Genomic DNA, 24,715 nt, shown 5'->3' with positions numbered 1-24,715 from the left:
CTGAACTGCCATCTATGAAAATACTGCTTGCGATTGAAGATTTGCGTACCGGGGGAGCCCAGGTATTCGGCATGCGGCTGGCGCAGGCGCTGCACCAGCGCGGGCACCAGGTGTGGCTCTACAGCCATTACCCGAGCTATACCAACCACGAGTTGGTGAAGCAGGTGGCACCGGATGTGCCGGTGCTGGGCTTCGACGCTGGCGTGCCGGGCCTGGAGTGGCTTAGCCGTAAGGCGCAGGGCGTACTTCGCCGGTTTGGGAGGCCGTTTCCATTGCGCGAGCAGCTTGTGGAGCGCCATCTGCGCCAGACAATAGAGCAGTTGGGCGTGCAGCTGATTAACTCCCACATGATTAAGTCGGACTACGTAGCCGCCGCCGCCGGTGCGGCCGCCCGGCCCGAAGTACCGCTCGTGATTACGATGCATGGCTGCTACGAGGACTTTCTACACAAGACTACGGAGCCGGAAGTCACCATGAAATCGCGGGAGGCGCTGCGGCAGGCGGCCGCCGTAGTGTACCTGACGCAGAAGAACTTGGAGATTTTCTCGGTGCCCGGCGTGCGGTCGTTCGACGATATTCCGCACGCGCAGATTTACAACGGGTTCGATGGCCACTTTTCCGCGCCAGATAAGCTGCCCACGCGGAGCCAGTTGGGTATTGGCGAGCAGGATATTGTGTTTGGTATGGTTGCCCGCGGCATTGCCGAGAAAGGCTGGGCTTATGCCCTGCGCTCGTTTGAGGAAATAAGCGTGGCGCACCCCATCGCACACTTAGTGCTGGTGGGCAGCAGCGACTATCTCACCGACCTGAAAGCGGCCAATACCAACCCGCATATCCATTTTATAGGCTTTGCCTCTAACCCCATTGACTGGGTCCGGTTCTTTGATGTGGGCCTGTTGCCGAGCTACTTCGCCTCCGAAAGCCTCCCCAATTCCATTGCCGAATACCTGTTTTGCGGGGCTCCGGTGATTGCCACCCGTATCGGCGAAATACCGCAGATGCTGGATGTGCCCGGGCAGGGTCTGGCCGGTGTGCTACTTGAGCAGAACGGGCGCGGCCTCACGAATCCCGAAGCCCTAACGGCCGCGTTGCGTACTTACCTCACCGACCCTGCGCTACTGTCCACCCACAAGGCCCGTGCGGCCCTCTGTTTCGATAAATTCCGGATGGAGCGCTGTGTAGCTGCTTACGAAGCCATTTTTACGGAGGCGCTATAAGCCCGCCTGCGTCTTGACATTGAAGGTATTATGACTGATTTTGATTCCCGACCCCGCCTGCTAATTGTTATTCCGAACCGGGGTATGGGCGGGGCCCAGCGTGCGTTCCATGACCACAGCGTGGAGCTGGGCAAATACTACCAGGTAACGGAAGTTATTTTCAACGAAGACGAGGCTGATATGTACCCCAGCGGTAATCCCGTGCGCAGCCTCGGGGTGCCGGGGGGAGGCAGCCCAATAGCTAAAATCCAGAACTTTTGGTTGCGGGTAAAGCGGCTGCGTGAGCTAAAAGTAGAATTAAAATGCGATATAGCGGTAAGCCACCTCGAAGGCGCTGACTATGTCAACTTACTTAGTAAAGGGCGTGAAAAAGCCGTTGTCTTGATTCAGGGTTCCAAGGTGCACGACCGCAACATTAGTGGAACGGTGGGTTGGCTGCGCAAAACGATACTGATGCCTTGGTTATACCAGCGAGCCGATAAAATGGTGACTGTGAGCCGAGACATTATTCCTGAAATGACTGATAAGTTCGGTGTGCCGCGCCACAAACTATCGGCCATCAATAATTCATTTGAGGTCGAGAGTGTAAGAGCTCGAAGTATGGAACCATTGGATGACGCCATAGTTGCCGTATATGCAACTGGGCCTATATTAGTCACATCAGGGCGTTTAGCTATCCAAAAAAATCAGGCGCCTTTGCTGGATATTTTTGCGGGTCTCTTGAAACGACAGTCTGCTAAACTAGTGTTCATCGGCGACGGTGAACTGCGGACGTCCTTGGTCATGCATGCCTTCGGTTTGGGCTTGCGCGTTTATCAGAGTTGGAATGAGGAAGAGCAGTTGACTCCGGACTACGATGTGTACTTCGTTGGACTACAGGATAATCCTTTCAAATACATTCAGCCGGCTCAGCTTTTCGTGTTCCCATCGGGCTGGGAGGGCTTTCCCTTGGCTTTAGGTGAAGCCATGACCTGTGGCGTTGCTTGTGTAACAACCGACTGTCCTACTGGGCCACGGGAGATGCTGGCCCCTGATTCCAATGCCCCTACAGTGCCCTTGCGTAAGGCCGAGTGGACCAAATTCGGTGTACTGATGCCTATGCTCACCGAACCGGAAAGCTTGTCTGCAGATATTGCCTGCTGGGTAAATACCCTCGACCAACTGCTAAGTGACGCTAATGCACGCCAGCGGTTGGGCCAAGCTGCCCAGTTGCGTGCAAATGACTTCACGCATCAGCGTATTTTCGCGCAATGGAAGGAACTTCTGGACGAGCTATTAAGTACTGAATCCCGGTAAATCATATAATCACCGGCGGCTTGGATTGCTTTCATCAACGAGTAAACCAGGGTTAGAAAGCAGTTTTGCTGACTCAGGAAAGTAGAAAAGCCCACCCCAGTGATTGAGGGGGTGGGCTTTTCTGACGAATTGTTCAACCGAGATTTACTTTTTCACGCGTTCTACAGCTGCTTTCAAACCTGACTTTAGGTTTTTGAGTAAGCCACCAGTGCCTTCTGTGTTGACATAGACCGTGTTGTGTTCGCCTGCAATTTCGTGAGCCGGACGCTCAGTAGTATAGTAATACACGGCCATTGATTTGCGCGTGAGACCGCCGGGTGCTGCCAATGGCTTAGGGTGGCCGTGGTAAGATACTTCGTTGGTTTCGAAAATAACACAACGGTTAAAGAGCGGTGCAATATTTTCTAATTGCTTTTTCGTCTTCATATCCCAGAGTTCCAGGTAGCCGTTGTAGTCCTTCTGCCAGTCTTTGTTCATGTACACGATGGCATTCATTCGGCGATGATGGCGCGTGGTCTGGTGATAGTTAAAGTCGACGTGAACGTCAAGGAATGCTCCGGTTACTGACTGGTGGAGGCCTCCACCAAATAATTCGTCGTCACCTATCAGGTTGGGAATACCAGTGACGCCTTCCACAAAGTGCAGAAACTTCTCGCTATTGAGTTCGTCGAAAGCCTTTTGCAAAAGCGGGTGCTCCGCCCCGAATTTGGTGAGTGCAAACTTGTTTTTTTGGTTGATATAGGTAGTGCCATCCCAGTTGCCTGTCGTCACGTCGGGGTAAGCAGCTAACAATTGTTCGGCTGCCTCAGGGGTCAAAAAATTATCATAAACTAAGTAGTGAAATGGCTTTTTGGCATCGTTCCACTGAGCCTTTAGCTCGTCTTGATGCTGCTGTAAACGGTCGTAGTTTATCAGGTTATTGCTCATTGCAGTAAGTGAAGGGGTTGGAATAATGGTAGCAGCTTGCAAAGCTACGTGATGTATGGCTTTAACGCAGGAGTCTATGAGCACGTTGGCAACGCACATGCTGACGATTGAAAAGAAGCGCAGCGCTATGCATGAATGCGCTCACAGTTGATAAGTGCCTGAGCGCAGCGAAGGGTACTCGTCGTTGGAGCACCGTGCTTGTCATCCTGCTACTTTCCAGGATGCTGTGACGACCTTTGTGATTCTAATTTATGGTTCAGTCCTGAGCTGGCCGCGTTTACCATCTCTGTTTTATGTCTATTGCACGCACTTCCGTTGTGCCACTTGCGTCACGGCCTATAATTTTGTTGGTTGATAATGCACGTGCAGTTACCGGTGGGTTTAATGCTTTGCGCCATGCCACCAGCCCGCTGCGCGACCGGTTCGACTTTGCTTACGTGCTACCCACTGGCAGCACGGCTCGAGCTGTTCTTGAGACCGATGGATACCGCGTGCACGAATTGCCTTTCGTGGAAATCAGCCGCCGGCCGGGCGACCTACTACGTTACCTCCCTATGCTGCTCCTGAACGGATGGCGGCTACACCAATTGGCCCGGCGAGAGCAGGCTCAAGTGCTGCACCTGAACGATTTCTACAACCTGACCGGCTACGTGGCCCGCTGGCTGAGCCTGGGCCGGCTGCCGGTGCTCACGCACGTGCGCTTTCTACCGCAGGTGTTGCCGCAGGTATTTGCCCGGCCGTGGCGCTGGCTGGCCGAGCACGCCGCCCAGCAGGTGTTGTGCGTATCGAATGCTGTGCGCGTCTACTTCGCGCCTGGCAATGCCGGGGTTCGCACCGTGTACGACCCGCTGCCGGCGCGTGGCGAGGAACTGCCTGCTTACGCCGTAACTTCCGCCACCAACCGGCCCGTGCGGCTGCTGTATCTCAGCAACTACATTCGGGGCAAGGGTCAGAATTTCGCGCTGGAGGCCTTTCAACTGGCCAACGCCCGCAACCCCAACCTGCACCTGCACTTTGTGGGCGGCGACATGGGCATGGTGAAAAACCAGGAATTCCGGCAGGAGCTGGAAGCTGCCGCCCAAGCCGCCGGACTGACCAAGGCCGTACATTTCGACGGGTTCGCGGCTAATACTGAAGAGGCCATGAAAGCACACGACATCGTGCTGAATTTCTCCGAGGCCGAGTCCTTTTCTCTCACCTGCCTCGATGCGCTGTACTACGGCGTGCCCCTGATTGCCACCGACTGCGGCGGCCCGGCCGAGCTATTCGAAAACGAAAAATCGGGCTTGCTGGTGCCCAACCGCGCCGTGCCCGCCATGGCCGATGCCATAGTGGCCCTTGCCGGCAATGAAGCCCAGCGGCAGCGCTTTTCAGAGGCCAGCCGGGCTTTTGTGCGGCAAAAATTTGCACCGGCTCACACCTACGAATTGCTGGCGGGCTGTTATCAACAAGCGCTGACCCGCTCGTAAAATAGCAGTTTCCACGGGTGCAACCCAAATTGTCGCTAAATTCGGATTAACTTGTGTCATGACAACAGCACCTACCACCGCCATGAGCAAGGCTGAATATCTGGCATTGGCCGAGCAAAAATACGACGATTTGCAGGCGCTTGCGACCCAGCCAACGTTTTACGGTTACGAGAAATCCTTTGAAGCCATCTGGATGGATTTGGGCCGTCAAGTGTTGGAGCGCAACGTCGGCGTTGTGCCGGCTGACCGCCGTAAAAAAAAGATGACGACCCGCTTTGGTCAGATTCACATAGCGAACAATCAGGCATTTAGCCATCATCCGAACGGGTTTGGTATCAGCCCCTACCTACAGGAGAAACTGGTTTTTTTGGGGCAATTCGAGGTCTATCAACAGGCCGCCGCGTTGGTCGAAATGTTGCTGGGCCTATCCGTGGGGGCCAGCCAAATTGACCGCCTGACGCACTTTTACGGCGGGGCCATCGCCGACGATATAGACCTGGCCGCCGCCGATGCCGCCGCCGATGCCGCCGCCGATGCCGCCGCCGATGCCGCCGCCGTGGGGGTCGTCTACGCGCAGGCGGACGGGGCCATGCTGCTGACTGACGAAGGTTACAAAGAAGTGAAACTGGGCCGTATTTTTGCGGCTACAGCCCTGCAAACGAGCGCCGTAGAGGAGCGGGGCGGGCACATTGCCTCATCCGTTTTTGTGGGCCATCGAGGGAATGCGGCGGCGTTTGGGGTCAAATTAGCGACGCAACTCGCCCCCTACAACGGCCGGGGGCGCGACCTGGTTTTTATCAGCGACGGGGCGCTGTGGCTGCGTCAGCTGATGGAAAAAACGTGTCCGCAGGCAACGCTGATTTTGGACCTCTACCACGCCATGGAACACATTGGCCAAGCCGGAAAGGCGGGTCTTGGGACCGGACAAGCGGCTGCCGACTGGTTTGATATACAACGCAAATTACTATTAGACAGTAAGTTAGACGAAGTGTTGACAAACCTCCAGCAGTTGAAAATAGCCCCTGCCTTGCGCCATTCCGTCGGTGCGTACCTGCAATCAAACCGCGACCGGATGGATTATAAATCGTACCGCGAACGCGGGTTGTTGATTGGCTCGGGGGCCATCGAATCCGCTCACCGCACGGTGATGCAACGGCGCTTAAAGCGGGCGGGGCAACGCTGGAGCAACAACGGCGCACAGCGGGTCTTGACCATGCGCGTTTGCGCGATGAGTAATCGGTGGCACTTGGTACGACAACGCATTGAACCCTGCAACCCACTCAGGCAGGAATAGCGACAATTTGGGTTGCACCCGTTTCCACTTGCTTTGCGTCCGGCTGATTGTTCGGAATTATGCTACTGTGGTTGCGTCTCGTATTCGTGCTCAAGGACACGACGGTGTGCTATAGTAGCCCCTGACCGTTTGTCCTGAACGGCCTTTTTCTCATGTCCTGGCGTTTGAAGACCTGATTATTAAGATGCTATATGTCTGCCTTTCTGTAGAATGGGACTGTCTTTGTCTGATTGTCAAGCTGCCTTTTTTATGGGGAGCACAGGGTTTTATTCGGCGGCGCACGGGCTGCGGCCGCTACTGTTTGGAGCCAAGTGTTGCTGAATACCGGAGCTATTAGGTTGGTCTCTGCTATCCTGCGGCAACGTGAGCCAAACCCGTCGCGCACGGTGTGCCAAGGGCTTGGAATTCATCATGGTCAATTCCGATAAGCTCCGGCGCCTCACTATGAAGTTGCAGTCAATACGCGCGACTGGTTGTATCAGGGGCCAGTTCCCTGCTCTATGGCCGACTTTTGCGGATGCTGGCGGCTACACTCCAAGGCTGAGGCAGGACTGGAAAAACAGATACTGGGCAAAGTTGCTTTCGTGCGCGACTGGTAATCAGGGGTGGGCAGCATCTGCCTGATTCGCCTCACGTCCCTACTTGGCCACAATGGGAGCAAGCCCTTGCTGTCAGTTCCTGTTCCGGTCATGCTTCGAGTAGGGACCATGCCGGCCGTACATTTGCAGTAGCTCCCTGCGGCGTATTCATCTCTTTATTTTTTTAATAAAACCAGTTGTCTGGGGTAAGCGGCACGTTTCAGTAAAAGTCCGTTACGTTCATTATAAAGCCGATTAGCGCCGCGTTTCTAAGGGAGTTGTTTAGAAAGTTACAAAAGGTACTCAAACGGTCATGCAGAGCGCCGCGAAGCATCTTGCTCGCATCGTTGAACGGGCCTGAGGATGCGAGCAAGATGCTGCGCTCTGCATGACCGTTCGGGGATTTTCTAAACAGATTCAAGAGTTGCCGGGCTATCATCCGACGTATTAATTTCCTGTATGCACATTTTATTTCTGGTACCTTATCCGCCCGGCCGGGCACCATCCCAACGTTTCCGCTTCGAGCAGTACTTGGATGCCCTGACGGCCGCCGGACATACGTACAATCTGGCTCCGTTCATTTCCGTCGCTACCTGGAATATTCTGTATCAGCCAGGCCGCGCCGGCGTCAAAGCATTGGGCATTCTGGGCGGCTTTGCCCGGCGGCTGGCCCTTCTGTTCCAAGTGCCGCGCTACGATTTCGTGTTCGTGCACCGCGAAGCCGCTCCAGTGGGACCGCCCGTGCTAGAATGGATTATCAGCAAAGTGCTCGGCAAGAAGCTTATCTACGACTTCGACGATGCCATTTGGTTAGCCAATACTTCGGAGGCTAATAAAATAGCGGCTGGGGTGAAATGGCACCACAAAGTGGCCGACATCTGCCACTGGGCATACAAAAACAGCTGCGGCAATAGATACCTAGCTGATTACGCCCGGCAGTTTAACCCCCATGCCGTAGTCAATCCCACCACCATCGATACCGTAAACTTACATAATCAGGTGCGCGACCAGGTCGCGCCCGGTCGCCTCGTCATCGGCTGGACCGGTACCCACTCCACCCTGAAGTACCTCGACCAAGTGGTGCCGGTACTGGCCAAGCTAGAAGCCGAAGGGCTGGACTTTGAGTTCCGCGTCATCTCCAATCATCCGCCTACTTTTCCACTCAACTCACTGGTGTACCTGCCTTGGCGCAAAAATACTGAAATAGCTGACCTATTGGGCTTTCATGTGGGCCTTATGCCGCTTGAGGATGACCCTTGGGCCAAAGGTAAGTGCGCCTTCAAGGCCTTGCAATACATGGCTTTAGGAGTGCCTGCACTAGTGTCGCCAGTTGGTATGAATACTGAAGTGGTAGAGCACGGCCACAACGGCTTCGTTTGCGCCACTCCTGCTGATTGGGAATCCAGCCTGCGCCAGCTCCTGGCTGATGCCAGCCTGCGCCAGCACTTGGGCGCGGCCGCCCGCACCACCATTGAGCAACGCTACTCGGTGCGTACCAATACCCCCAATTTCCTGAATCTTTTCAGCTAATCCTGCGCCTAGGCCCCCGCCAGACGGGGTACCCCGGCCACGCGCCGCTGCCCGGCCCTGGCGGCAGCCTGTGGTACTGTGATACTTTGCAGGATATACAATCCACTCAGATAGAAGGGCATAAGTGGAATCTTATAGCGTACGAGCGTACCAAAATTACCACTTGAAATCCCGACAGAAATCGCAAAAATTAGGCTAAATACAAAGCACATGGTAAGTACAGGCACACTGCTTATTGCGCCTAGGGTTTTGAATAAACCCACACGCCAGAATATACGCACCGTGAGCAGTATAAAGTACGAGGCCTCTAAGGCCGATAACAGCATGGTGGGGTTGCGGGCTTCCCACAGAAACGGCCGGAACAACGACACCACGATGGCCTGAGGTGCTAGTTTGGCCATACCACTGAGGGTACCATCTTGCTCCCCAATGTTGTAGCCAGAACCCTGCTCCGTTTTGCTGACCTGCTGCAAGTAGTCGGCAGTGATTTTGCTCTGCTCACCGATTTTGTCGAGGTTGAAGCGCGTATCAGCCGCAGCCAACTGCGACATAGCAAATAGAGCCACCACTGCGCCCAAGCCCAGAAAGAGGGGCTTGGCTACCCAGCGCACCGCTACGCTCTTGATATCACGGGTGCTCTCGTTGAATACCCACAACAGCGCGGGCGGCATGAAAGCGAGTAGGATATATGTCTTCATCGACAAAATAACCTCGCCCATTATCACACCCAATATCAGGCAGCGCAATATATTTTTGCGTTCGATAGCCCCACGGTAAAAGCAATAGAATAGCCAGCCTAAGGCTCCCAAACATAGGGAGTCTTTCAGTAGACCCGACCCCCAAAAAAATACCGACGGGAGGAAAAAAACAGCAATTGCCAGTTCCTTGTAAACTTGCGGCCGAATCTTAGCAAACGTCATGTACATCACCCACATTCCGCTAAACGTCGCCACGGCAAATAGCACAGCAATAACTGTATAAGTGTAAAAACTAAACAGTGCAAATACGGCCGCTACCCGAATTACGAAGTACTCGTTGCTACCGTGCCCGAACCAATATAGCTGGCTGGTATACTTAGCAATATTTGGCGTTACATCCCCGGAAGTAGTAACCAATTCCAAGCCTGCCGAAAAGGAGTCGCCGAAGGCATGATAAACGATGCCTGCCTGTTTGAAGTAGTTATTGGTATCGCCGCTGTAAAGCGTATGGTAAAGGATACCCAAGGCAATTGCCCCCACGATTTTAACCGTCAGAGCTGGAATAAAGTACTTTTTGGTATATACATTCGTCACCGAGCCGCGCACTCCATAGGCAATGCCATAGATAAGGGCCAAATAGAATGGGGTAATATATAAATCCTTTAGCTCCATAATACGCTGGCTAGGCCTTGTTGTTCTTTTTCAACCACATTTTAGCCTCTTTGTATTGTTCCGACTTATGGTCGGCTTTGTCGGCCACTACCGCGTAGTAGCGCTTGGCTGCCGTTAGGTCCTTTTCCTTTACTGCGATGCGAGCCAGGTTGGCATTGGCAAATAAATAAAATCCGCCGGCAGTTTCACCCGTGCTTTCGGAAAATACGATGCACCGTTGGTAATAGTCCTTGGCCTTGGCGATGTCGCGGTAGCGATTTTGCATTAGGTAACCCAGGAAGTAGCTGGCGTAGCGGCCGCTAATGCCTTCGTAACCCGGCATGCCCTTGTTAATCTTGTCCAGAATCTGGCGGCTCACCCGCTCGCAATCCGGGAATTCGCCCTGGTCATACGCCATAAAGGCGTAGAACCGCTGGAAATACCCGTTGTCCGGAAACCGGTTGGCTAAGTATTTTGCCACGGGCATGGCTTCTTCGGCATTGTTCTCCTCGTTCTTGAGGATGCCCATTAGAAATACCCGGGCCTCGGTAGCAGTATAAAAGCCATTGGCGGCCACGCTACGCAACTGTTGCAGTCCTAGTTTTTTATCACCCTTCGGGAAAAACAGTAGCACCGGCTTGAGCAGGGTGTAATTATCGCCAATCCAGACCGAATAGTAGTTGAATAGTGCCTGCCCGAATTGGAATTCCGGACTCAAATCATTCGCTTCCTGACTCTTTTTAAGATAGTTGAGGGAGCGGCGGGCATCAACGGTGGCTTTGCGCCAATCGTGGCGCTCGCCGTGCAGTCGGGCCGAAAATCCATAGGAGGCCGAGAGGAAGAAGCTGGCTTCGTAGTTGTGATTATCCGCATCATAGAGCGCCTGGGCCTTTGTGACGGCCGTGTCCATGTAAGCGAAAAAGGGCTTGTCGTACTGCGTGCTCTGGAAGTTGGTGGGGCGAATCTTCCACCAGGTGCTCAGCCCCAGCATAAAATACGCCATGGGGTGGTTTGGGTAGCGGCGGCGCAGGGAGCGGAATTGCTTTTCGGCCTTATCGAATTTGAAATTGTAGATATTGTCGACCGCGCCATCCAGCTCCGTCTGAATATCCTTATCCAGCAGGAGCCAGCCTTTGGTATCAATGGCCGAGGGCATCACGCCCACCGAATCGAGCGCCACCGTTTTCATCGGGGGCGGGGTGCGGATTGTATCAAGCGTTTGGGCCCTGCCCAGGAATGGTAGCATGAGCAGCCCCAAGCAGACACAAAACAGCGAACGCAGCATAGAATGAGAGTAGATAGCAGCCCCAAACCGTTGTTCTTCCAGCACGAATTGGGAAGTAGAGGAAATGGGCCTGCTAAAGTACGGAGTTTGCCTTAGCTTTGGCCGTATTTCCTCTTGCTTATGCACCTGCTCCACTCGCTTTGCCGCCTGCCGGCCCCCGCCGGCAACGAGGCTGCACTCACCAAATTTGTGCTTGATTACGTCCGGCAGCAGCAGGCTGCCTGGTTGCATCAGCCCCGGATTATCGCCGATGAGCGGTTCCAGGACTGCATTCTGCTGGTGTTCGGGAAGCCCCGTACGGCCGTTTTTGCCCACCTCGACAGCATCGGCTTCACGGTGCGCTACGGCCGGCAATTGGTGCGAATTGGAGGCCCGCAGGCCGAAGCAGGTTACCGCCTGGTAGGAAAGGATTCGCAAGGAGAAGTAGACTGTACATTAACCGTTGACGAAGAAACCGGGGAACTGGGTTACGCGTTCCACCGCGATATTGACCGGGGCACGGAGCTCACCTTCTACTGCGACTTCCGCGAAACGGCCACCACCGTGCAAAGCTGCTACCTCGATAACCGCCTCGGCGTGTGGAACGCCCTGCGCCTGTGCGAAACGCTGGAGCACGGCATTATTGCCTTTTCGTGCTGGGAAGAGCACGGCGGCGGTTCTGTGGCCTATCTCGCCAAATACATTTACGAGACCTACGGCGTGCGCCAGGCCCTGATTTCTGATATCACCTGGGTAACTGAGGGCGTGCACGCCGGCCAAGGCTGCGCCATCTCGCTACGCGACTCGCTCATTCCGCGCCGGGCGTACGTGGACCGCATCCGGGCCATTGCGATAGATTCGGGCATCCCCCACCAGCTGGAGGTAGAAGGCAGCGGAGGCTCCGATGCCAAGGAACTGCAACACGCCGCTGCGCCCTGGGACTGGTGCTTCGTGGGGGCGCCCGAAGACCATGTGCACTCGCCCGATGAGTTGGTAGATAAGGGCGACATTGCCAGCATGCTGGCGCTCTACCAAGTCTTGATGCAGAAGCTTTAACCGGCTTCGGTGCTGGTTCGGCTCCCGGCGATGCGATAAAGCCGATGAAAAAAGGCCTGATTTGAGGAATTCAAATCAGGCCTTTTTTCGTGCAATCTGAATACTTGCCCACAAGCGTTTGCCAAGCCTGATGAGCCCGGCAAGGTGCTTTTAATAAAGGCGTTACTCGAAAAGGTTGTATCCAATAGTATTTCCGCTATTTTGCGAACCGAAAACCGCTCAAATCACATTTTCCCACCCATTCGCTTTTTATGACGCCATTCCTCTACGCTGTGCCCTTATTGGGTGTTTTTGCCTTGCTCTATACCTGGCTGCGTGCCGGCTGGGTGACGAAACAAGATGCTGGTGACGCGCGCATGACCACCATCGCCGGCTACATTGCCGATGGGGCCATCGCCTTTCTTAAGGCCGAATACAAGGTGCTGGCCTTATTTGGCCTTATTGCTGGGGCCTTCCTGTTCTATCTGGGTAGCACGAGCGGCAATTCCAGCCCCGTTATCGTCATTGCTTTCTTGATTGGCGGCGTTTTCTCGGCGCTGGCCGGCTTCATCGGGATGAAAATCGCCACCAAAGCCAACGTGCGCACTGCGCAGGCGGCCAAAACCAGCCTTAGTACCGCGCTCAACGTGTCGTTCTCGGGCGGCTCGGTGATGGGTATGGGAGTAGCCGGTCTGGCGGTGCTGGGCTTGGGCTCACTCTTTATTGTGTTCTATAAGATGTTTGTGCCCAGTGGCATGGCTAATGGGCAGGAGATGGAAAAAGCCCTCGAAGTTCTCACCGGCTTTTCGCTCGGGGCCGAAAGCATTGCCCTGTTTGCCCGCGTGGGCGGCGGCATCTACACCAAAGCGGCCGATGTAGGGGCCGACCTTGTGGGCAAAGTCGAAGCCGGCATTCCGGAGGACGACCCCCGCAACCCCGCCACCATTGCCGACAACGTTGGCGACAACGTGGGCGACGTGGCCGGCATGGGAGCCGACTTGTTTGGCTCCTACGTGGCTACTATTCTGGCTACTATGGTACTGGGGCGCGAAGTAACCGTGACCAATGACCAGTTCGGCGGCCTCTCGCCCATCTTCCTGCCGATGGCCATTGCGGGCATGGGCATCATCGCCTCGCTCATTGGCATTCTCTGCGTGCGGGTGAAGGAAGGTGGCAACGTGCAGGGCGCCCTCAATACTGGTAACTATATCTCAGTGGTCGTGTCAGCAGCCGGTGCCTATGGCTTGATTATGTGGATTTTGCCGACCGGTAATTTCACCATTCGCGGCATCAGCTTCGATGCCATGCACGTCTTTTACGCCGTGCTGGTAGGCCTCGTGGTGGGCACGCTGATGAGCATCATCACTGAGTATTACACGGCCATGGGCAAGCGCCCGGTCAATAGCATCATTCAGCAAAGTAGCACGGGCCACGCTACTACCGTCATCGGCGGGCTGGCCGTGGGCATGGAATCTACGGTGCTGCCCATTCTGGTACTGGCGGCCGGCATCGTGCTTAGCTACGAAGCGGCGGGCCTCTACGGCGTGGCCATTGCCGCCGCCGGCATGATGGCCACCACCGCCATGCAGCTGGCCATCGACGCATTCGGCCCCATTGCCGACAACGCCGGCGGCATCGCCGAAATGTGCGAACTGCCCAAGGAAGTACGCGAGCGTACCGATATTCTGGATGCCGTGGGCAACACCACCGCCGCCACCGGTAAGGGCTTTGCTATTGCCTCAGCCGCGCTTACTTCGCTGGCCCTGTTCGCCGCTTTCATGGGCACGGCCAACATTACGTCCATCGATATCAGCAAAGCGCCCGTGCTGGCCGGCGTGTTCATCGGGGCCATGATTCCGTTCATTTTTTCCTCGCTGGCCATTGCCGCCGTGGGCCGGGCCGCCATGGCCATGGTGCAGGAAGTGCGCCGGCAGTTCCGTGAAATTCCGGGTATTATGGAAGGCACCGGCCGGCCAGAGTATGAGAAATGCGTAGCTATTTCGACCCAGGCGGCTATCCGGGAGATGATTTTACCGGGCGCTATCGCCCTGCTCACGCCCATTATCGTGGGGTTTGGTTGCCGGGGCTTGTTCTCAAATGCGTCGTCGCCTGAGGTGCTGGGCGGCCTGCTGGCCGGCGTCACGGTGAGCGGCGTGCTCATGGCCATGTTCCAGAGCAACGCTGGTGGGGCGTGGGACAACGCCAAAAAGTCCTTCGAGAAAGGCGTGATGGTGGACGGCGTGATGCAATACAAAGGCTCCGACGCGCACAAAGCCTCCGTCACCGGCGACACCGTGGGCGACCCCTTCAAGGATACTTCCGGCCCGAGCATGAACATCCTCATTAAGCTGATGAGCATCGTGTCGCTGGTTATCGCGCCGCACATTGCCGAAAAAGGCGGCGAGCGCGGCATGGCCCCCGTGCAGATGGAAAAGCAGCGTATCGAAGCCACTCTGCAGCCCCACGTTCGCTACGCCGAAGCCTTTGTGCCAGCTGCGGCCCGCGTGATTTACACGGCGTTGCGGACGATAGAGTAGGGGCGGTTTCATCCGCCGCGTCAATCCCACGGAACCACTGCGGGGCATGTGCCCTGCCGGGTACGGCGCTCTCCGGAAATGCGGGAGGGGGGTAAGGTTGACGTGGCGGCCGATTCCGGCTGTAGCTTTGCATCCTCATTACACCCCTCCCGCGCCGCATGGGCCACTCCCACATCACCATCCATAACAAGGAATTTCGGCCGTATCTATCGGCTGCTCAGTTGGATGAAGTCGTAGCCGGCCTGGGTGCCCGCCTCAGTGCCGACTATGCCGGGCAAAAGCCCTTATTCGTGGTCGTGCTCACCGGCGGGTTCATGTTTGCTTCCGATTTGCTGAAGCGCTTCGTGGGCGAATGCGAGATTGTCTTCATTCGCGTGGCCTCTTATGAGGGCACCGATAGTACCGGTGTGGTGCAGGAAATTCTGGGTCTGCGCGAAGAAGTGCAGGGCCGCCACCTCATCATCGTGGAGGATATTGTGGACACGGGCACTACCATGCACCACCTGCTGCCCACACTGTTGGAAAAAGGCCCGGCTTCGGTCGAGATTGCGGCGCTGTTTTTCAAGCCTGCCAGCCTGCGGCACGACCTATCGGTGCGCTACGTGGCCCAGGAAATCCCCAACGACTTTGTGGTCGGCTACGGCCTTGACTACGACGGCTTAGGCCGCAATCTGGCCGATGTATACGTAGCTGTGTAGCAACGTTTCTGCCTCCGATTGAGTAACTTGCCCAAACCCACCTAAATCACCTCCCTCGCGCAACGCGTCTTCTACATGTTGAATATCGTGCTGTTCGGCCCTCCCGGCGCCGGCAAAGGAACCCAGAGCCAGAAACTCATCACCCACTACAACCTCGTGCACCTGAGCACCGGCGACCTGCTACGCGCCCAGATTGCGCAGGGTACCGACCTTGGTCTGCAAGCTAAAAAGCTCATGGACGAAGGCCTGCTCGTGCCCGATTCTGTGGTTATCGGGATGATTGGTAGTGCGTTGAAAAATAATCCGCAGGTCGGCGGATTCATCTTCGATGGCTTCCCGCGCACCGTGGCCCAGGCTGAAAGCCTCGACCGCCTCATGACCGAGCACAACACGCACATTGGCTGCATGATTGCGCTCGAAGTGCAGGAGGAAGAACTGGTGACGCGCCTGCTGGAACGCGGCAAAACCAGCAACCGCCCCGACGACCAGGACGAAACCAAAATCCGCCGCCGCGTGACGGTGTACAACACCGAAACCGCCCAGGTAGCCGGCTACTACGCCGCCCAAAACAAATTCCACGCTCTGAACGGCATTGGCCCGATTGACGATATTTTCGGCCAAATCTGCGGGCTGATTGACAAGAATAAAGTGGCTGCCCCCGAAACCCCGACGGCAGTGACCAAAGAAGTAAAGGCGTAGCAGGCTGCGCCAGTTATGAGTTAAAAGTTATGAGTTATGAGTTTCGGGCGCATAGCCCGGAGTTCATAACTCATTTCGTTACCCCCAAATCCAACTCATAACTTTTAACCCATAACCCATAACCCAATCCCGTGGCCTCCAGTAACTTCATCGACTACGTCAAACTCATCTGCCGTTCGGGCAAAGGCGGTGCCGGCTCGCACCACTTTTTCCGGGCCAAGGGCCTGCCCAACGGCGGCCCCGATGGCGGCGACGGCGGCCGCGGCGGCCACATCATCCTCGAAGGCAACTCGCAACTCTGGACGCTGCTGCACCTGCAGTACCAGCGCCACGTATTCGCCAAAGACGGCGACGGCGGAGGCGAAAACCTGCGCAGCGGCGCGCAGGGAGCTGATATCGTGCTGCAAGTGCCCCTCGGCACCGTGGCCCGCGACCCCGACGGCACCCAACTGCTGGAAATCACGGAGCACGGCCAGCGGCTCGTCCTCGTGCCCGGCGGGCGCGGCGGCTGGGGCAACGACCACTTCAAGAACTCCATTAACCAGGCCCCGGAGTACGCGCAGCCCGGCGAGCCGGCCATCGAAGCCATCATAATCCTGGAGCTGAAGCTGTTGGCCGACGTGGGCCTCGTGGGCTTCCCCAACGCGGGCAAGAGCACGCTGCTCTCCGTAGTGTCGGCCGCCAAGCCCAAAATTGCTGATTACGCATTCACTACCCTGGTACCTAATTTGGGCGTGGTGGCTTACCGCGACTACAAATCGTTCGTGATGGCCGACATTCCCGGCATCATCGAGGGCGCGGCCGAGGGCAAGGGCCTGGGTACCCGCTTCCTGCGCCACATCGAGCGCAACTCCATGCTGCTCTTCATGATAAGCTGCGACTCGCCCGATATCGATGCCGAATACAAGGTGCTAATCGGCGAGCTGGAGCAGTTCAACCCCGACCTGCTGGACAAGAAGCGCCTGCTGGCCATCACCAAATCCGACATGATTGACGAGGAATTGGAGGCCGAAATCCGCCAGACGCTCCCGGCCGAGGTGCCCGCCATCTTCATTTCCAGCCTCACGAATAAGAATATCACGCCGCTGAAGGACATGATTTGGAAGGCGCTGCATGAATAAGAATTAGGTTTCCACCGGCTTTCTGTGAGTGTAAGCGAAACCGAGTTCACGCATCAGATTTTGTAAATCTGGTTGTTCGTCGATGAAATCCTCTGATTCATAATCCCAACCGGGTGAGCCGACTAGCAGAACTAAAGCACTTGATTGTATAGCACGGCTGCAAACGTGTTGAAGTAGGAATGCAAAGTGATGTTCGTCAGGGCTAAAGCTAGCCACTTTGGGTTGAGTTATTGGATTGAAAACCGCTAACGATTCCCCGCTTTTAACATCAAAGTGTAGCGGCGACCCTAAAGCTTTGATTGCTGCGGGGAAAGGTGACCAGCGTAGTGCTAAAGTGACCGGTGCAATCGGAGTAAATACAGACGGTATTAATTCAGCGTCTCCAATTAGCATTTCCATGTTTTGTGCTTGGCCTTCAACATCGAACTGAAATGACATGGCAGCACAAGCTTCTTCAGCTTCTTTCGCAAACACGTTTTGCGGGTCTTTCAGAATCAGCAGCCAGTAAGCAAAAGTGTCGCACCAATATTCGCTTTTGTGAGCTTTATTAAGTGAATCAAAATCGAGGTTTTGCATGAGATTATAGTAGAAATGGCGCAAAGTACATGAAGTGCCACTATGGCAGCCCACGTCCCTTTGGCCCACTCCTTGCGCCCGAAGCCTGACTAACCGGCTAACCCCGTGAAAAACCCCTTTCGACGAATATTTCCGCAAATGGCTAACGAGCAAAATCTCCCCGAGGACGACAACCTGACCGCCGACCCCACCCACGTAGCTGGCGAAATGGCCGACGGCGAAAGCACCGACCCGGACATGACCGCCACCGGCGCGCCCCAGCCCGAGGCCTCCCGCACCGACGCTGAGCTGGCCGAAATCAAAGACAAGTACCTGCGCCTGGCCGCCGAGTTTGAGAACTACAAGCGCCGCACCAGCAAGGAGCGCATCGACCTGTTCAAAACCGCCAACCAGGAATTGATGGTGGCCCTGCTGCCCGTGCTCGATGATTTCGAGCGCGCCCGCAACGCCACTCAGGCTACCACCGATGCCAATGCCGTGCGTGAGAGCATCGAAATTATTCAGGGCAAGCTGAACAAAACCTTGCAGCAAAAGGGTTTGACCGCCATGGAAGCACAGGGCGGCGACTTCGATGCCGAGCTGCACGAGGCCATCACCCAGATTCCTGCGCCGAGCGATGACCTGAAAGGGAAAATCGTGGACGTGGTGGAGCAAGGCTATTATTTGGGCGACAAGGTTATTCGCCACGCCAAAGTGGTGCTTGGGCAGTAATTTTAGGGTTTGAATTGAGTTGAAAAAATAGAAGAACGTCATGCAGAGCGCAGCGAAGCATCTTGCCCGCTTCGTTGAACGATTGAGTTGGTGACTGCCAGCAAGATGCTTCGCTGCGCTCTGCATGACGTTCAAACATAAAAAAGATGGCTACGAAGCGCGATTATTACGAGGTATTAGGCATTACCAAAACGGCGGAAGGCGACGTTATTAAGTCGGCTTATCGGAAGATGGCAATCAAATTCCACCCTGACAAGAACCCCGACGACCCCACGGCCGAGGACAAATTCAAGGAGGCGGCCGAGGCGTACGAAGTTCTCAGCAACGCCGACAAGCGCGCGCGCTACGACCGGTATGGCCACCAGGGTATGGGCGGCGGCGGCGGCGGTGGCCCGCAGAACATGGAGGATATCTTCTCGCAGTTCGGCGATATTTTCGGTGGCGGCGGTGGCGGTGGCTTCGAAGGCTTCTTTGGGGGCGGCCGCCAGGGCGGCGGCCGACGCCAGAAGAAGGGCTCAAACCTGCGCATCAAGCTGAAGCTTGATTTAGAGGAAATCGCCAACGGGGTCGAGAAGAAAATCAAGGTGAAGCGCTACGTGGCCTGCCAGCCGTGCAGCGGCACCGGGGCCAAAAATGGCACCGATATGAAAACCTGCCCTACCTGCCAGGGCCAGGGCCAGATCAAACGCGTGGTGAACACCATGCTCGGCCAGATGGTGAGCAGCAGCACCTGCCCCACCTGCAACGGCGAAGGCAAAACCATTGTGAGCACCTGCGACGTGTGCAAGGGCGAAGGTCGCCAACTGCACGAGGAAGTGATTCCCATCAATATCCCCGCCGGCGTGGCCAACGACATGCAACTGAGCATGAACGGCAAAGGCAACTTCCCCGAGCGCGGCGGCGTGCCCGGCGACCTGCTCATTCAGATTGAGGAGGAGCCGCACGAGTTCCTGAAGCGCGACGGCAACAATATCATGTTCGAGCAATACATCTCGTTTGTGGATGCGGCCCTGGGTGCGAGTCTGGAAGTGCCCACCATCGAGGGCAAGGTAAAAATTAAGGTGGACCCCGGCACCCAGCCGGGCAAAATTCTGCGCCTGCGTGGCAAAGGCATCAAAGACCTGAACGGCTACGGCCGCGGCGACCAGCTTATCCACCTGAACGTGTGGACGCCCAAAAACGTGAGCAACCAGGAGCGTGAGCTGCTGGAGAAGCTGCGCGACTCGGACAACTTCACGCCCCACCCCGGCAAGAACGAGAAAGGCTTCTTCGAGAAAGTAAAGGAGTATTTCGCGTAATCTCGCGCCTTTTGAACGTCATGCAGAGCGTAGCATCTTTACCGTGTAATTAAATCCTTTCGATTGAATTACTATTGCGGTAAAGATGCCTCGTTACGCTCTGCATGACCTCCCTTACTCATAACTAGAGAGAAGTAAAGGGTCCTCTATACCCCCCCCCACTTCTGAAACCCCGGCTGCGCTAACAGTCCGGGGTTTCTTCTTTTTCAAGAAAACCCGGTCTGGCTGGGGGACATACCAAACGCGCTTGGGCTAAAGATAGAGCCGTCATCCGAAACCCTGTCGAACTACCTTCGGCAGGGTTTATTGTGCCTCTGCGTCATCTGCGAAAGCCTCTGCGCCTTCTGCGGGCTAAAAAATGTTAGCCCGATGTAATGCTACCGTTACCCCGGCGATAAACTTCCTGAAACCATTACCCGCCGCATGGCCACCGCCACCCCGTCTGCTGATTTTGTTGCCGTGCTATACGAGTACCAGCCTTTGCTGCGACGCGTGGCCCGCCTGTACTGCCAGGATACCGATGACCGCCAGGACCTGTTTCAGGAAATAGTGCTGCAGCTGTGGCGGGCGTGGCCGCGCTACGTGCCCCAGCCCAATGCCAAGCTCAGCACCTGGCTCTACCGCATCGCGCTGAACGTGGCCATCTCAAACCTGCGCCAGCGCACCCGCCATCCCGCGCCGGTGGGCCTCGATGCCGAAGCGCTGGCCGTGGCCCAGGCCCCCGATAGCGGGCCCGATGCCGACGACCGCGCCGCCCTTTACCGGGCCATTGGCCGCTTATCCGAAGTAGACAAGGCGTTTGTGCTGCTCTACCTTGAAGACCGGTCCTATGATGAAATGGCTGATATTCTTGGCATTACTCAAAACAATGTGCGTGTGAAAATGCACCGCGTGCAGGAAAAGCTGCGGCAGCAATTAGTCCCCTGCTAACCATTAAACCGGTACCATCCTATGGAACTTGATGACCTGCGCCGCCAATGGCAGCGGCCTGAGCCGGACAACGAACCGGCTGCTTTCGATGCCGCCGAAGTGGCCAGGCTACTGGCCCAGCGGTCGGGGGATAGTTTGGGGCAGCTGCAACATAATGCCCGTAAAGACCTGTTAATCAATGCCGGTTTTCTGGTAGTGTCGCTGGGGTTTATTGTCTTTTCCCCATTTGCCTGGCTGCGAACGATGGGGTGCCTGCTGGCTTTGGTGGCGCTCCTGTGCATCTACTACTTTTATCGGAAGATGGGCTTGCTGCGCGGTATCACCAAGCCCGAGGGCGACTTGCGTACGCACCTTGTGCGCGTTACGAGTGGGCTGCGGAGCCTGATGCGCTTCTATTACCGGTTTACGATGGTACTGATTCCGGTGGCGGGGCTGGTGGGGCTGACTGCCGGACTGCTAGAACCCAAGAATGGCGTGGTGTCTATTCCGCAGTCGCGGCTGATGCTGGCTTTAGGCCTGGAGATTGTGGTAAGTCTGGCGTTGTATTGGCCCTTGACAAAGTACATCCGCTGGTACCTGCAACGGGTATATGGCCAGCATCTGGACCGCCTCGAAGCCAGTCTGCATGAGTTGAGCGAAGCCGAAATAGAAGCGGCCAGCTAGCCCAGGCCGGCCCGTTCATCCCCGTTATTCACCGTTTGGGGAGCCCCAGAACCCGCTTGGCGCCCAACTGCTGGCAAATGGGCCGGGTGGCCAACACATTTGCTCAGCTACATTCTTCTACATTTAACCCGCCAACTAACTTTTTTTCTGTGAAACCTATACTGGAAGTCCTCAACGTGCACAAGGCCTACGCCAACCACGTTGCCCTCGACGGGGTGAGCCTTGAAATTTCCGAAGGCAACATTTTCGGCCTGCTCGGTCCCAACGGAGCGGGCAAAACCTCGCTCATCCGCATCATCACCCAGATTACGGGGGCCGATGAGGGCGAAATCCGCTTTCGTGGCGAGCGGTTGAACCCGAGCCATATTGCCCAGATTGGCTACCTGCCCGAGGAGCGCGGCCTGTATAAAAAGATGAAAGTGGGCGAGCAGCTGCTCTATCTGGCCCGCCTGCGCGGCCTGAGCCGCGAAGACGCCACGGTACGCATCAAGCAGTGGCTGAATCGGTTCGAGATAAAAGAGTGGGCCGGGAAGAACGTGGAGGACCTGAGCAAGGGTATGCAGCAGAAGGTGCAGTTTATTGCCACGGTGCTGCACGAGCCTAAACTCATTATCCTCGATGAGCCGTTCTCGGGCTTCGACCCGATTAACGCCAACCTGATTAAGGACGAAATTCTGGAGCTGCGGAACCAGGGCGCGACCATTATTTTCTCGACGCACCGCATGGAATCGGTGGAGGAGATGTGCGACAACATTGCCCTCATCAACCGCTCGCGCAAGGTGCTGGACGGGCCGATTGGTGTGATTCGCAACCAGTTTAAAACCAATACCTACGAGGTGGAGGGCACAGGGCATCCCGTGCTGTCGAGCCCCGATTTCAGGGTGATTGAGCAGAAAAAGCGGGAAAACAACCATTTCTACCTGCAAGTGCAGCTGCAGGAGGGCGTGCGGCCCAACGACCTGTTGCGCTACCTCATCGGTTCGGCAGGCATTGAAGTAGCCGCTTTCCGGGAGAAAATTCCGAGCATCAACGAGATATTCATCCGGCGCGTGCGCGAAACCATGCCCGAAACCCTCCTCGAAACCGCTAACGCGCTGCTTTAATCCATCATCATGGCCTCAAAATTTTTCCTCATTGCCCAACGCGAATACCTCACGCGGGTTCGCAAAAAGTCTTTCATCGTTCTCACGCTGGCTGTGCCGCTGCTGCTGGCGGCGTTCGGTTTCATCATCGCCAAAGTAGCCAGTTCCGATAACGATACCACGGACGTGGTGGAGGTGCGCGACGACAGCGGCCTAAACATCGCCAGCCACTTGGTGAGCACTCCACAACTGCGCTTCGAAACGGCCACCGGCACGCTGGCCGAGGCTAAAAAAGGCTTCCTGAAGGCCAAACACGATGGCCTGGTGGTACTGCCCGCCGGCCTCGACGTGGAGAATCCCACCGGCGTGCAGTTCTTCGGCAAGGGCAACATCAGCCTCAAGAAGGAGCTTGCTGTAAAAAATGCGCTCGATAAGGCATTTTCGGATTTGAAAATGAAGAAATCCGGCCTCTCGCAGGAGCAGCTTGACCGGCTGCGCTCGAAGGTGGTGTTGCAGGCCGTGAGTCTGGACGAAACCGGGAAGGAGGCCGATAGCAACGCGCTGGCTACTTCGGGCATGGCCTATGCGCTGGCGCTGGCCATCTACCTGTTCATCTTCATCTACGGCGTGCAGATTATGCGCGGGGTGGGGGAGGAGAAGTCGAGCCGCATCATGGAAGTGATGCTGTCGTCGGTGAAGCCGTTTGATTTGATGATGGGTAAGATTGTGGGCATCGCGGCGGTGGGCCTCACGCAGTTTCTGCTGTGGGGTGTGCTTTCGTTCGGCGTGAGCTCGGTGGTGCTTCCCATGCTGATGGGCAAGGACAAGCCCAAAACGGAGGTAGCCGTTGCGCCAACAGCGCCCGGCGCGGCCGCTGCCAGCGCTGCCGACGAGCCGGAATCGGCGGTGGCAACTTTCGACAAGGGGATGGATAAGCAGAAGGACCAGGCCACCAATTCGGCCGGCCGTTTCGCCTTCTTCAACACAATAGCCAACCTGCCGCTAGGTACTATTCTCTTCGGTTTCATCGTCTATTTCCTGGGCGGCTACCTGCTTTATGGGGCGTTGTTCGGGGCCGTGGGCGCGGCCGTGGACGACCAGACCGATACCCAGCAGTTCATGTTTCCGATTACGATGCCGCTCATCCTGAGCTATATTGTGGGCGTGTCGGTCATTCTGCGCAATCCCGACGGGCCGGTGGCTTTCTGGATGTCGATGTTCCCGCTGACTTCGCCCATTGCCATGGTGATTCGGCTGCCGTTTGGCGTGCCGGCGTGGCAGCTGGCGCTGTCCATCTTCCTGCTCATTCTCGGTTTCATCGGTACGGTATGGGTGGCGGCCCGCATCTACCGCGTGGGTATTCTGATGTACGGCAAGAAAGTGACGTACAAAGAGTTGGGCAAGTGGATGTTTTATAAGGGATAAACCAGCATTGTTTGACGAACTTTGAACGTCATGCTGAGCTTGTCGAAGCGTCTCTACTGCCCGAGTAATTCATTTACTATTAGTAGAGATGCTTCGACAAGCTCAGCATGACGTTCTTTTTACTATGATGACCCTCCGCCTGTTTATCCTTTTCTGCCTTGCATTCGCCAGTGTCGCTTTCACCAGTGACCGGCCGGCCTATCGCCTCTTCACCGCGGCCGGCCAGCCCGCCGACTACGACCAGATGCTGACTGAGCTGGCCCAGGCCGATGTGGTCCTCTTCGGCGAACAGCACAACGATGCCTTGGCGCATTGGCTGGAACTGCAAGTAGCCAAGGACTTGCTAAAGCTGAAAAAGCCCGGTGATTTGGTGCTGGGAATGGAAATGTTCGAGCGCGACGTGCAGCCCCTGGTGGCCCAGTACGCTGCCGGCACCCTGGCCGATACCGCTTTCGAGCGCCAGGCCCGCCCGTGGCCCAACTATGATACCGACTACCGCCCGCTGCTGCAATTTGCCCGCGAGAATCACCTCGCCGTCATTGGCACCAACGCCCCGCGCCCCTTCGCCAAAACCGTGGCCCAGCGCAGCCTTACCGCTCTCGACAAGCTGCCCGCTGCCGACCGTGCCCTACTCGCCCCGCTGCCCCTGAAAGTGGATTACGACCTGCCCGGCTACAAGAACATGGCTGCTATGTTCGGCGGTGCCGGCAGCGCCCACGGCGGCGGCGCCCAAAATATCATTCAAGCCCAGGCACTGAAGGATGCGACAATGGCCCATTTCATCGAAACCAGCTGCCAGCCCGGCGAAACCCTGCTTCACTTCAATGGCAGCTACCACTCCGACCACCACGACGGCATTGTGGCTTGGTTGAGGCAGTATGCGCCCAAGCTGCGCGTCCGCACCATCAGCGTAGTGACGCAGGAGGAGTTGAAGACCCTGGATAAAGAGCAGGTGAACGTGGCCGATTTCGTGGTAGTGGTGCCGGGCGATGCCAGCAAAACATATTGAGCAAATC

21 protein-coding genes are annotated in these 24,715 nt (G+C 56.3%); 17 read left to right on the top strand and 4 right to left on the bottom strand.

The window, feature by feature from the left end; all coding sequences use genetic code 11:
* Positions 1-14: 14 nt before the first annotated feature.
* Together KQ661_RS18740 and KQ661_RS18735 are read left to right on the top strand one after the other, a co-directional pair.
* Positions 15-1,217 (top strand): glycosyltransferase family 4 protein, encoded by a 1,203-nt coding sequence (locus KQ661_RS18740; RefSeq protein ID WP_216727727.1) that lies wholly within the window; start codon positions 15-17, stop codon positions 1,215-1,217.
* A 30-nt stretch (positions 1,218-1,247) separates the two neighbouring features.
* The gene (locus tag KQ661_RS18735) at positions 1,248-2,513 is read left to right on the top strand and encodes a glycosyltransferase (RefSeq protein WP_216727726.1); all 1,266 of its coding nucleotides are present in this window, start codon (positions 1,248-1,250) and stop codon (positions 2,511-2,513) included.
* A 144-nt stretch (positions 2,514-2,657) separates the two neighbouring features.
* On the opposite strand, the gene KQ661_RS18730 is transcribed toward KQ661_RS18735, so the two are convergent.
* Entirely contained in the window at positions 2,658-3,482 is an 825-nt protein-coding gene (locus KQ661_RS18730; RefSeq protein WP_235727017.1) for a 2OG-Fe(II) oxygenase, read from the bottom strand.
* A 347-nt stretch (positions 3,483-3,829) separates the two neighbouring features.
* On the opposite strand from KQ661_RS18730, the gene KQ661_RS18725 reads away from it, so the two are divergent.
* The 3 genes from KQ661_RS18725 (at position 3,830) to KQ661_RS18715 (ending at position 8,311) form a co-directional block, all read left to right on the top strand.
* Entirely contained in the window at positions 3,830-4,909 is a 1,080-nt protein-coding gene (locus KQ661_RS18725; protein WP_216727725.1) for a glycosyltransferase family 4 protein, read from the top strand.
* 58 nt (positions 4,910-4,967) lie between these two features.
* Positions 4,968-6,203, top strand: a complete 1,236-nt coding sequence (locus KQ661_RS18720; RefSeq protein WP_216727724.1) for an ISLre2 family transposase — start codon at positions 4,968-4,970, stop codon at positions 6,201-6,203.
* Positions 6,204-7,240: 1,037 nt separating this feature from the next.
* Positions 7,241-8,311, top strand: coding sequence for a glycosyltransferase family 4 protein (locus KQ661_RS18715; protein WP_216727723.1), 1,071 nt, complete (start codon positions 7,241-7,243; stop codon positions 8,309-8,311).
* An 8-nt stretch (positions 8,312-8,319) separates the two neighbouring features.
* Here the strand turns inward: KQ661_RS18715 and KQ661_RS18710 are convergent, their stop codons facing one another.
* Both KQ661_RS18710 and KQ661_RS18705 read right to left on the bottom strand, forming a co-directional pair.
* Positions 8,320-9,645, bottom strand: a complete 1,326-nt coding sequence (locus KQ661_RS18710) for a hypothetical protein (RefSeq protein WP_216727722.1) — start codon at positions 9,643-9,645, stop codon at positions 8,320-8,322.
* A 46-nt stretch (positions 9,646-9,691) separates the two neighbouring features.
* On the bottom strand, positions 9,692-10,849 hold the full coding sequence (locus tag KQ661_RS18705; RefSeq protein WP_235727016.1) for a tetratricopeptide repeat protein: 1,158 nt from the start codon (positions 10,847-10,849) through the stop codon (positions 9,692-9,694).
* Positions 10,850-11,065: 216 nt separating this feature from the next.
* Between KQ661_RS18705 and KQ661_RS18700 the strand changes: the two genes are divergently transcribed.
* From KQ661_RS18700 to obgE, 5 genes are all read left to right on the top strand, one after another.
* Entirely contained in the window at positions 11,066-11,980 is a 915-nt protein-coding gene (locus KQ661_RS18700) for an aminopeptidase (RefSeq protein ID WP_216727720.1), read from the top strand.
* A gap of 251 nt (positions 11,981-12,231) precedes the next feature.
* Positions 12,232-14,496 carry a sodium-translocating pyrophosphatase gene (locus KQ661_RS18695; protein ID WP_216726692.1) on the top strand — a complete coding sequence of 755 codons (2,265 nt, stop codon included), beginning with the start codon at positions 12,232-12,234 and terminating at the stop codon, positions 14,494-14,496.
* A 158-nt stretch (positions 14,497-14,654) separates the two neighbouring features.
* On the top strand, positions 14,655-15,194 hold the full coding sequence (locus KQ661_RS18690) for a phosphoribosyltransferase (RefSeq protein ID WP_216689916.1): 540 nt from the start codon (positions 14,655-14,657) through the stop codon (positions 15,192-15,194).
* 75 nt (positions 15,195-15,269) lie between these two features.
* Positions 15,270-15,893 (top strand): adenylate kinase, encoded by a 624-nt coding sequence (locus tag KQ661_RS18685; protein ID WP_216726691.1) that lies wholly within the window; start codon positions 15,270-15,272, stop codon positions 15,891-15,893.
* Positions 15,894-16,024: 131 nt separating this feature from the next.
* Positions 16,025-17,014, top strand: a complete 990-nt coding sequence (gene obgE / locus KQ661_RS18680; RefSeq protein ID WP_216727719.1) for a GTPase ObgE — start codon at positions 16,025-16,027, stop codon at positions 17,012-17,014.
* Between the two features lie 3 nt (positions 17,015-17,017).
* Here the strand turns inward: obgE and KQ661_RS18675 are convergent, their stop codons facing one another.
* Positions 17,018-17,590: a hypothetical protein gene (locus KQ661_RS18675; protein ID WP_216727718.1), complete on the bottom strand. Its 573-nt coding sequence runs from the start codon at positions 17,588-17,590 to the stop codon at positions 17,018-17,020.
* A 138-nt stretch (positions 17,591-17,728) separates the two neighbouring features.
* Here KQ661_RS18675 and KQ661_RS18670 point away from each other — a divergent pair, with 138 nt between their 5' ends.
* The 7 genes from KQ661_RS18670 (at position 17,729) to KQ661_RS18640 (ending at position 24,708) form a co-directional block, all read left to right on the top strand.
* The gene (locus tag KQ661_RS18670; protein WP_216727717.1) at positions 17,729-18,301 is read left to right on the top strand and encodes a nucleotide exchange factor GrpE; all 573 of its coding nucleotides are present in this window, start codon (positions 17,729-17,731) and stop codon (positions 18,299-18,301) included.
* 146 nt (positions 18,302-18,447) lie between these two features.
* The gene (gene dnaJ, locus KQ661_RS18665; protein WP_216726687.1) at positions 18,448-19,599 is read left to right on the top strand and encodes a molecular chaperone DnaJ; all 1,152 of its coding nucleotides are present in this window, start codon (positions 18,448-18,450) and stop codon (positions 19,597-19,599) included.
* 423 nt (positions 19,600-20,022) lie between these two features.
* The gene (locus tag KQ661_RS18660) at positions 20,023-20,529 is read left to right on the top strand and encodes an RNA polymerase sigma factor (protein WP_216727716.1); all 507 of its coding nucleotides are present in this window, start codon (positions 20,023-20,025) and stop codon (positions 20,527-20,529) included.
* Between the two features lie 21 nt (positions 20,530-20,550).
* Positions 20,551-21,192 carry a hypothetical protein gene (locus KQ661_RS18655; protein ID WP_216689903.1) on the top strand — a complete coding sequence of 214 codons (642 nt, stop codon included), beginning with the start codon at positions 20,551-20,553 and terminating at the stop codon, positions 21,190-21,192.
* Positions 21,193-21,341: 149 nt separating this feature from the next.
* Positions 21,342-22,295, top strand: a complete 954-nt coding sequence (locus KQ661_RS18650) for an ABC transporter ATP-binding protein (RefSeq protein ID WP_317196134.1) — start codon at positions 21,342-21,344, stop codon at positions 22,293-22,295.
* 9 nt (positions 22,296-22,304) lie between these two features.
* On the top strand, positions 22,305-23,699 hold the full coding sequence (locus KQ661_RS18645) for an ABC transporter permease (RefSeq protein WP_216726684.1): 1,395 nt from the start codon (positions 22,305-22,307) through the stop codon (positions 23,697-23,699).
* Positions 23,700-23,823: 124 nt separating this feature from the next.
* Entirely contained in the window at positions 23,824-24,708 is an 885-nt protein-coding gene (locus KQ661_RS18640; protein WP_226915640.1) for a ChaN family lipoprotein, read from the top strand.
* The last annotated feature ends 7 nt before the right edge of the window (positions 24,709-24,715 follow it).

Origin of the sequence: Hymenobacter siberiensis (genome assembly GCF_018967845.1) — a bacterium.
In the GTDB taxonomy this organism is placed as follows: Bacteria; Bacteroidota; Bacteroidia; order Cytophagales; family Hymenobacteraceae; genus Hymenobacter; species Hymenobacter siberiensis.
The sequence above is the reverse complement of the archived record's forward strand: the minus strand, read 5'-3'. Positions and strand labels throughout refer to the sequence as shown.

What these genes read in the sequence shown, in the direction of transcription:
- KQ661_RS18740 (WP_216727727.1), top strand. Translation starts at nt 15, where the DNA reads ATGAAAATACTGCTTGCGATTGAAGATTTGCGTACCGGGGGAGCCCAG.
- KQ661_RS18735 (WP_216727726.1), top strand. Translation starts at nt 1,248, where the DNA reads ATGACTGATTTTGATTCCCGACCCCGCCTGCTAATTGTTATTCCGAAC.
- KQ661_RS18720 (WP_216727724.1), top strand. Translation starts at nt 4,968, where the DNA reads ATGACAACAGCACCTACCACCGCCATGAGCAAGGCTGAATATCTGGCA.
- KQ661_RS18715 (WP_216727723.1), top strand. Translation starts at nt 7,241, where the DNA reads ATGCACATTTTATTTCTGGTACCTTATCCGCCCGGCCGGGCACCATCC.
- KQ661_RS18705 (WP_235727016.1), bottom strand. Translation starts at nt 10,849, where the DNA reads ATGAAAACGGTGGCGCTCGATTCGGTGGGCGTGATGCCCTCGGCCATT.
- KQ661_RS18700 (WP_216727720.1), top strand. Translation starts at nt 11,066, where the DNA reads ATGCACCTGCTCCACTCGCTTTGCCGCCTGCCGGCCCCCGCCGGCAAC.
- KQ661_RS18695 (WP_216726692.1), top strand. Translation starts at nt 12,232, where the DNA reads ATGACGCCATTCCTCTACGCTGTGCCCTTATTGGGTGTTTTTGCCTTG.
- KQ661_RS18690 (WP_216689916.1), top strand. Translation starts at nt 14,655, where the DNA reads ATGGGCCACTCCCACATCACCATCCATAACAAGGAATTTCGGCCGTAT.
- KQ661_RS18685 (WP_216726691.1), top strand. Translation starts at nt 15,270, where the DNA reads ATGTTGAATATCGTGCTGTTCGGCCCTCCCGGCGCCGGCAAAGGAACC.
- KQ661_RS18675 (WP_216727718.1), bottom strand. Translation starts at nt 17,590, where the DNA reads ATGCAAAACCTCGATTTTGATTCACTTAATAAAGCTCACAAAAGCGAA.
- KQ661_RS18670 (WP_216727717.1), top strand. Translation starts at nt 17,729, where the DNA reads ATGGCTAACGAGCAAAATCTCCCCGAGGACGACAACCTGACCGCCGAC.
- dnaJ (WP_216726687.1), top strand. Translation starts at nt 18,448, where the DNA reads ATGGCTACGAAGCGCGATTATTACGAGGTATTAGGCATTACCAAAACG.
- KQ661_RS18660 (WP_216727716.1), top strand. Translation starts at nt 20,023, where the DNA reads ATGGCCACCGCCACCCCGTCTGCTGATTTTGTTGCCGTGCTATACGAG.
- KQ661_RS18655 (WP_216689903.1), top strand. Translation starts at nt 20,551, where the DNA reads ATGGAACTTGATGACCTGCGCCGCCAATGGCAGCGGCCTGAGCCGGAC.
- KQ661_RS18645 (WP_216726684.1), top strand. Translation starts at nt 22,305, where the DNA reads ATGGCCTCAAAATTTTTCCTCATTGCCCAACGCGAATACCTCACGCGG.
- KQ661_RS18640 (WP_226915640.1), top strand. Translation starts at nt 23,824, where the DNA reads ATGATGACCCTCCGCCTGTTTATCCTTTTCTGCCTTGCATTCGCCAGT.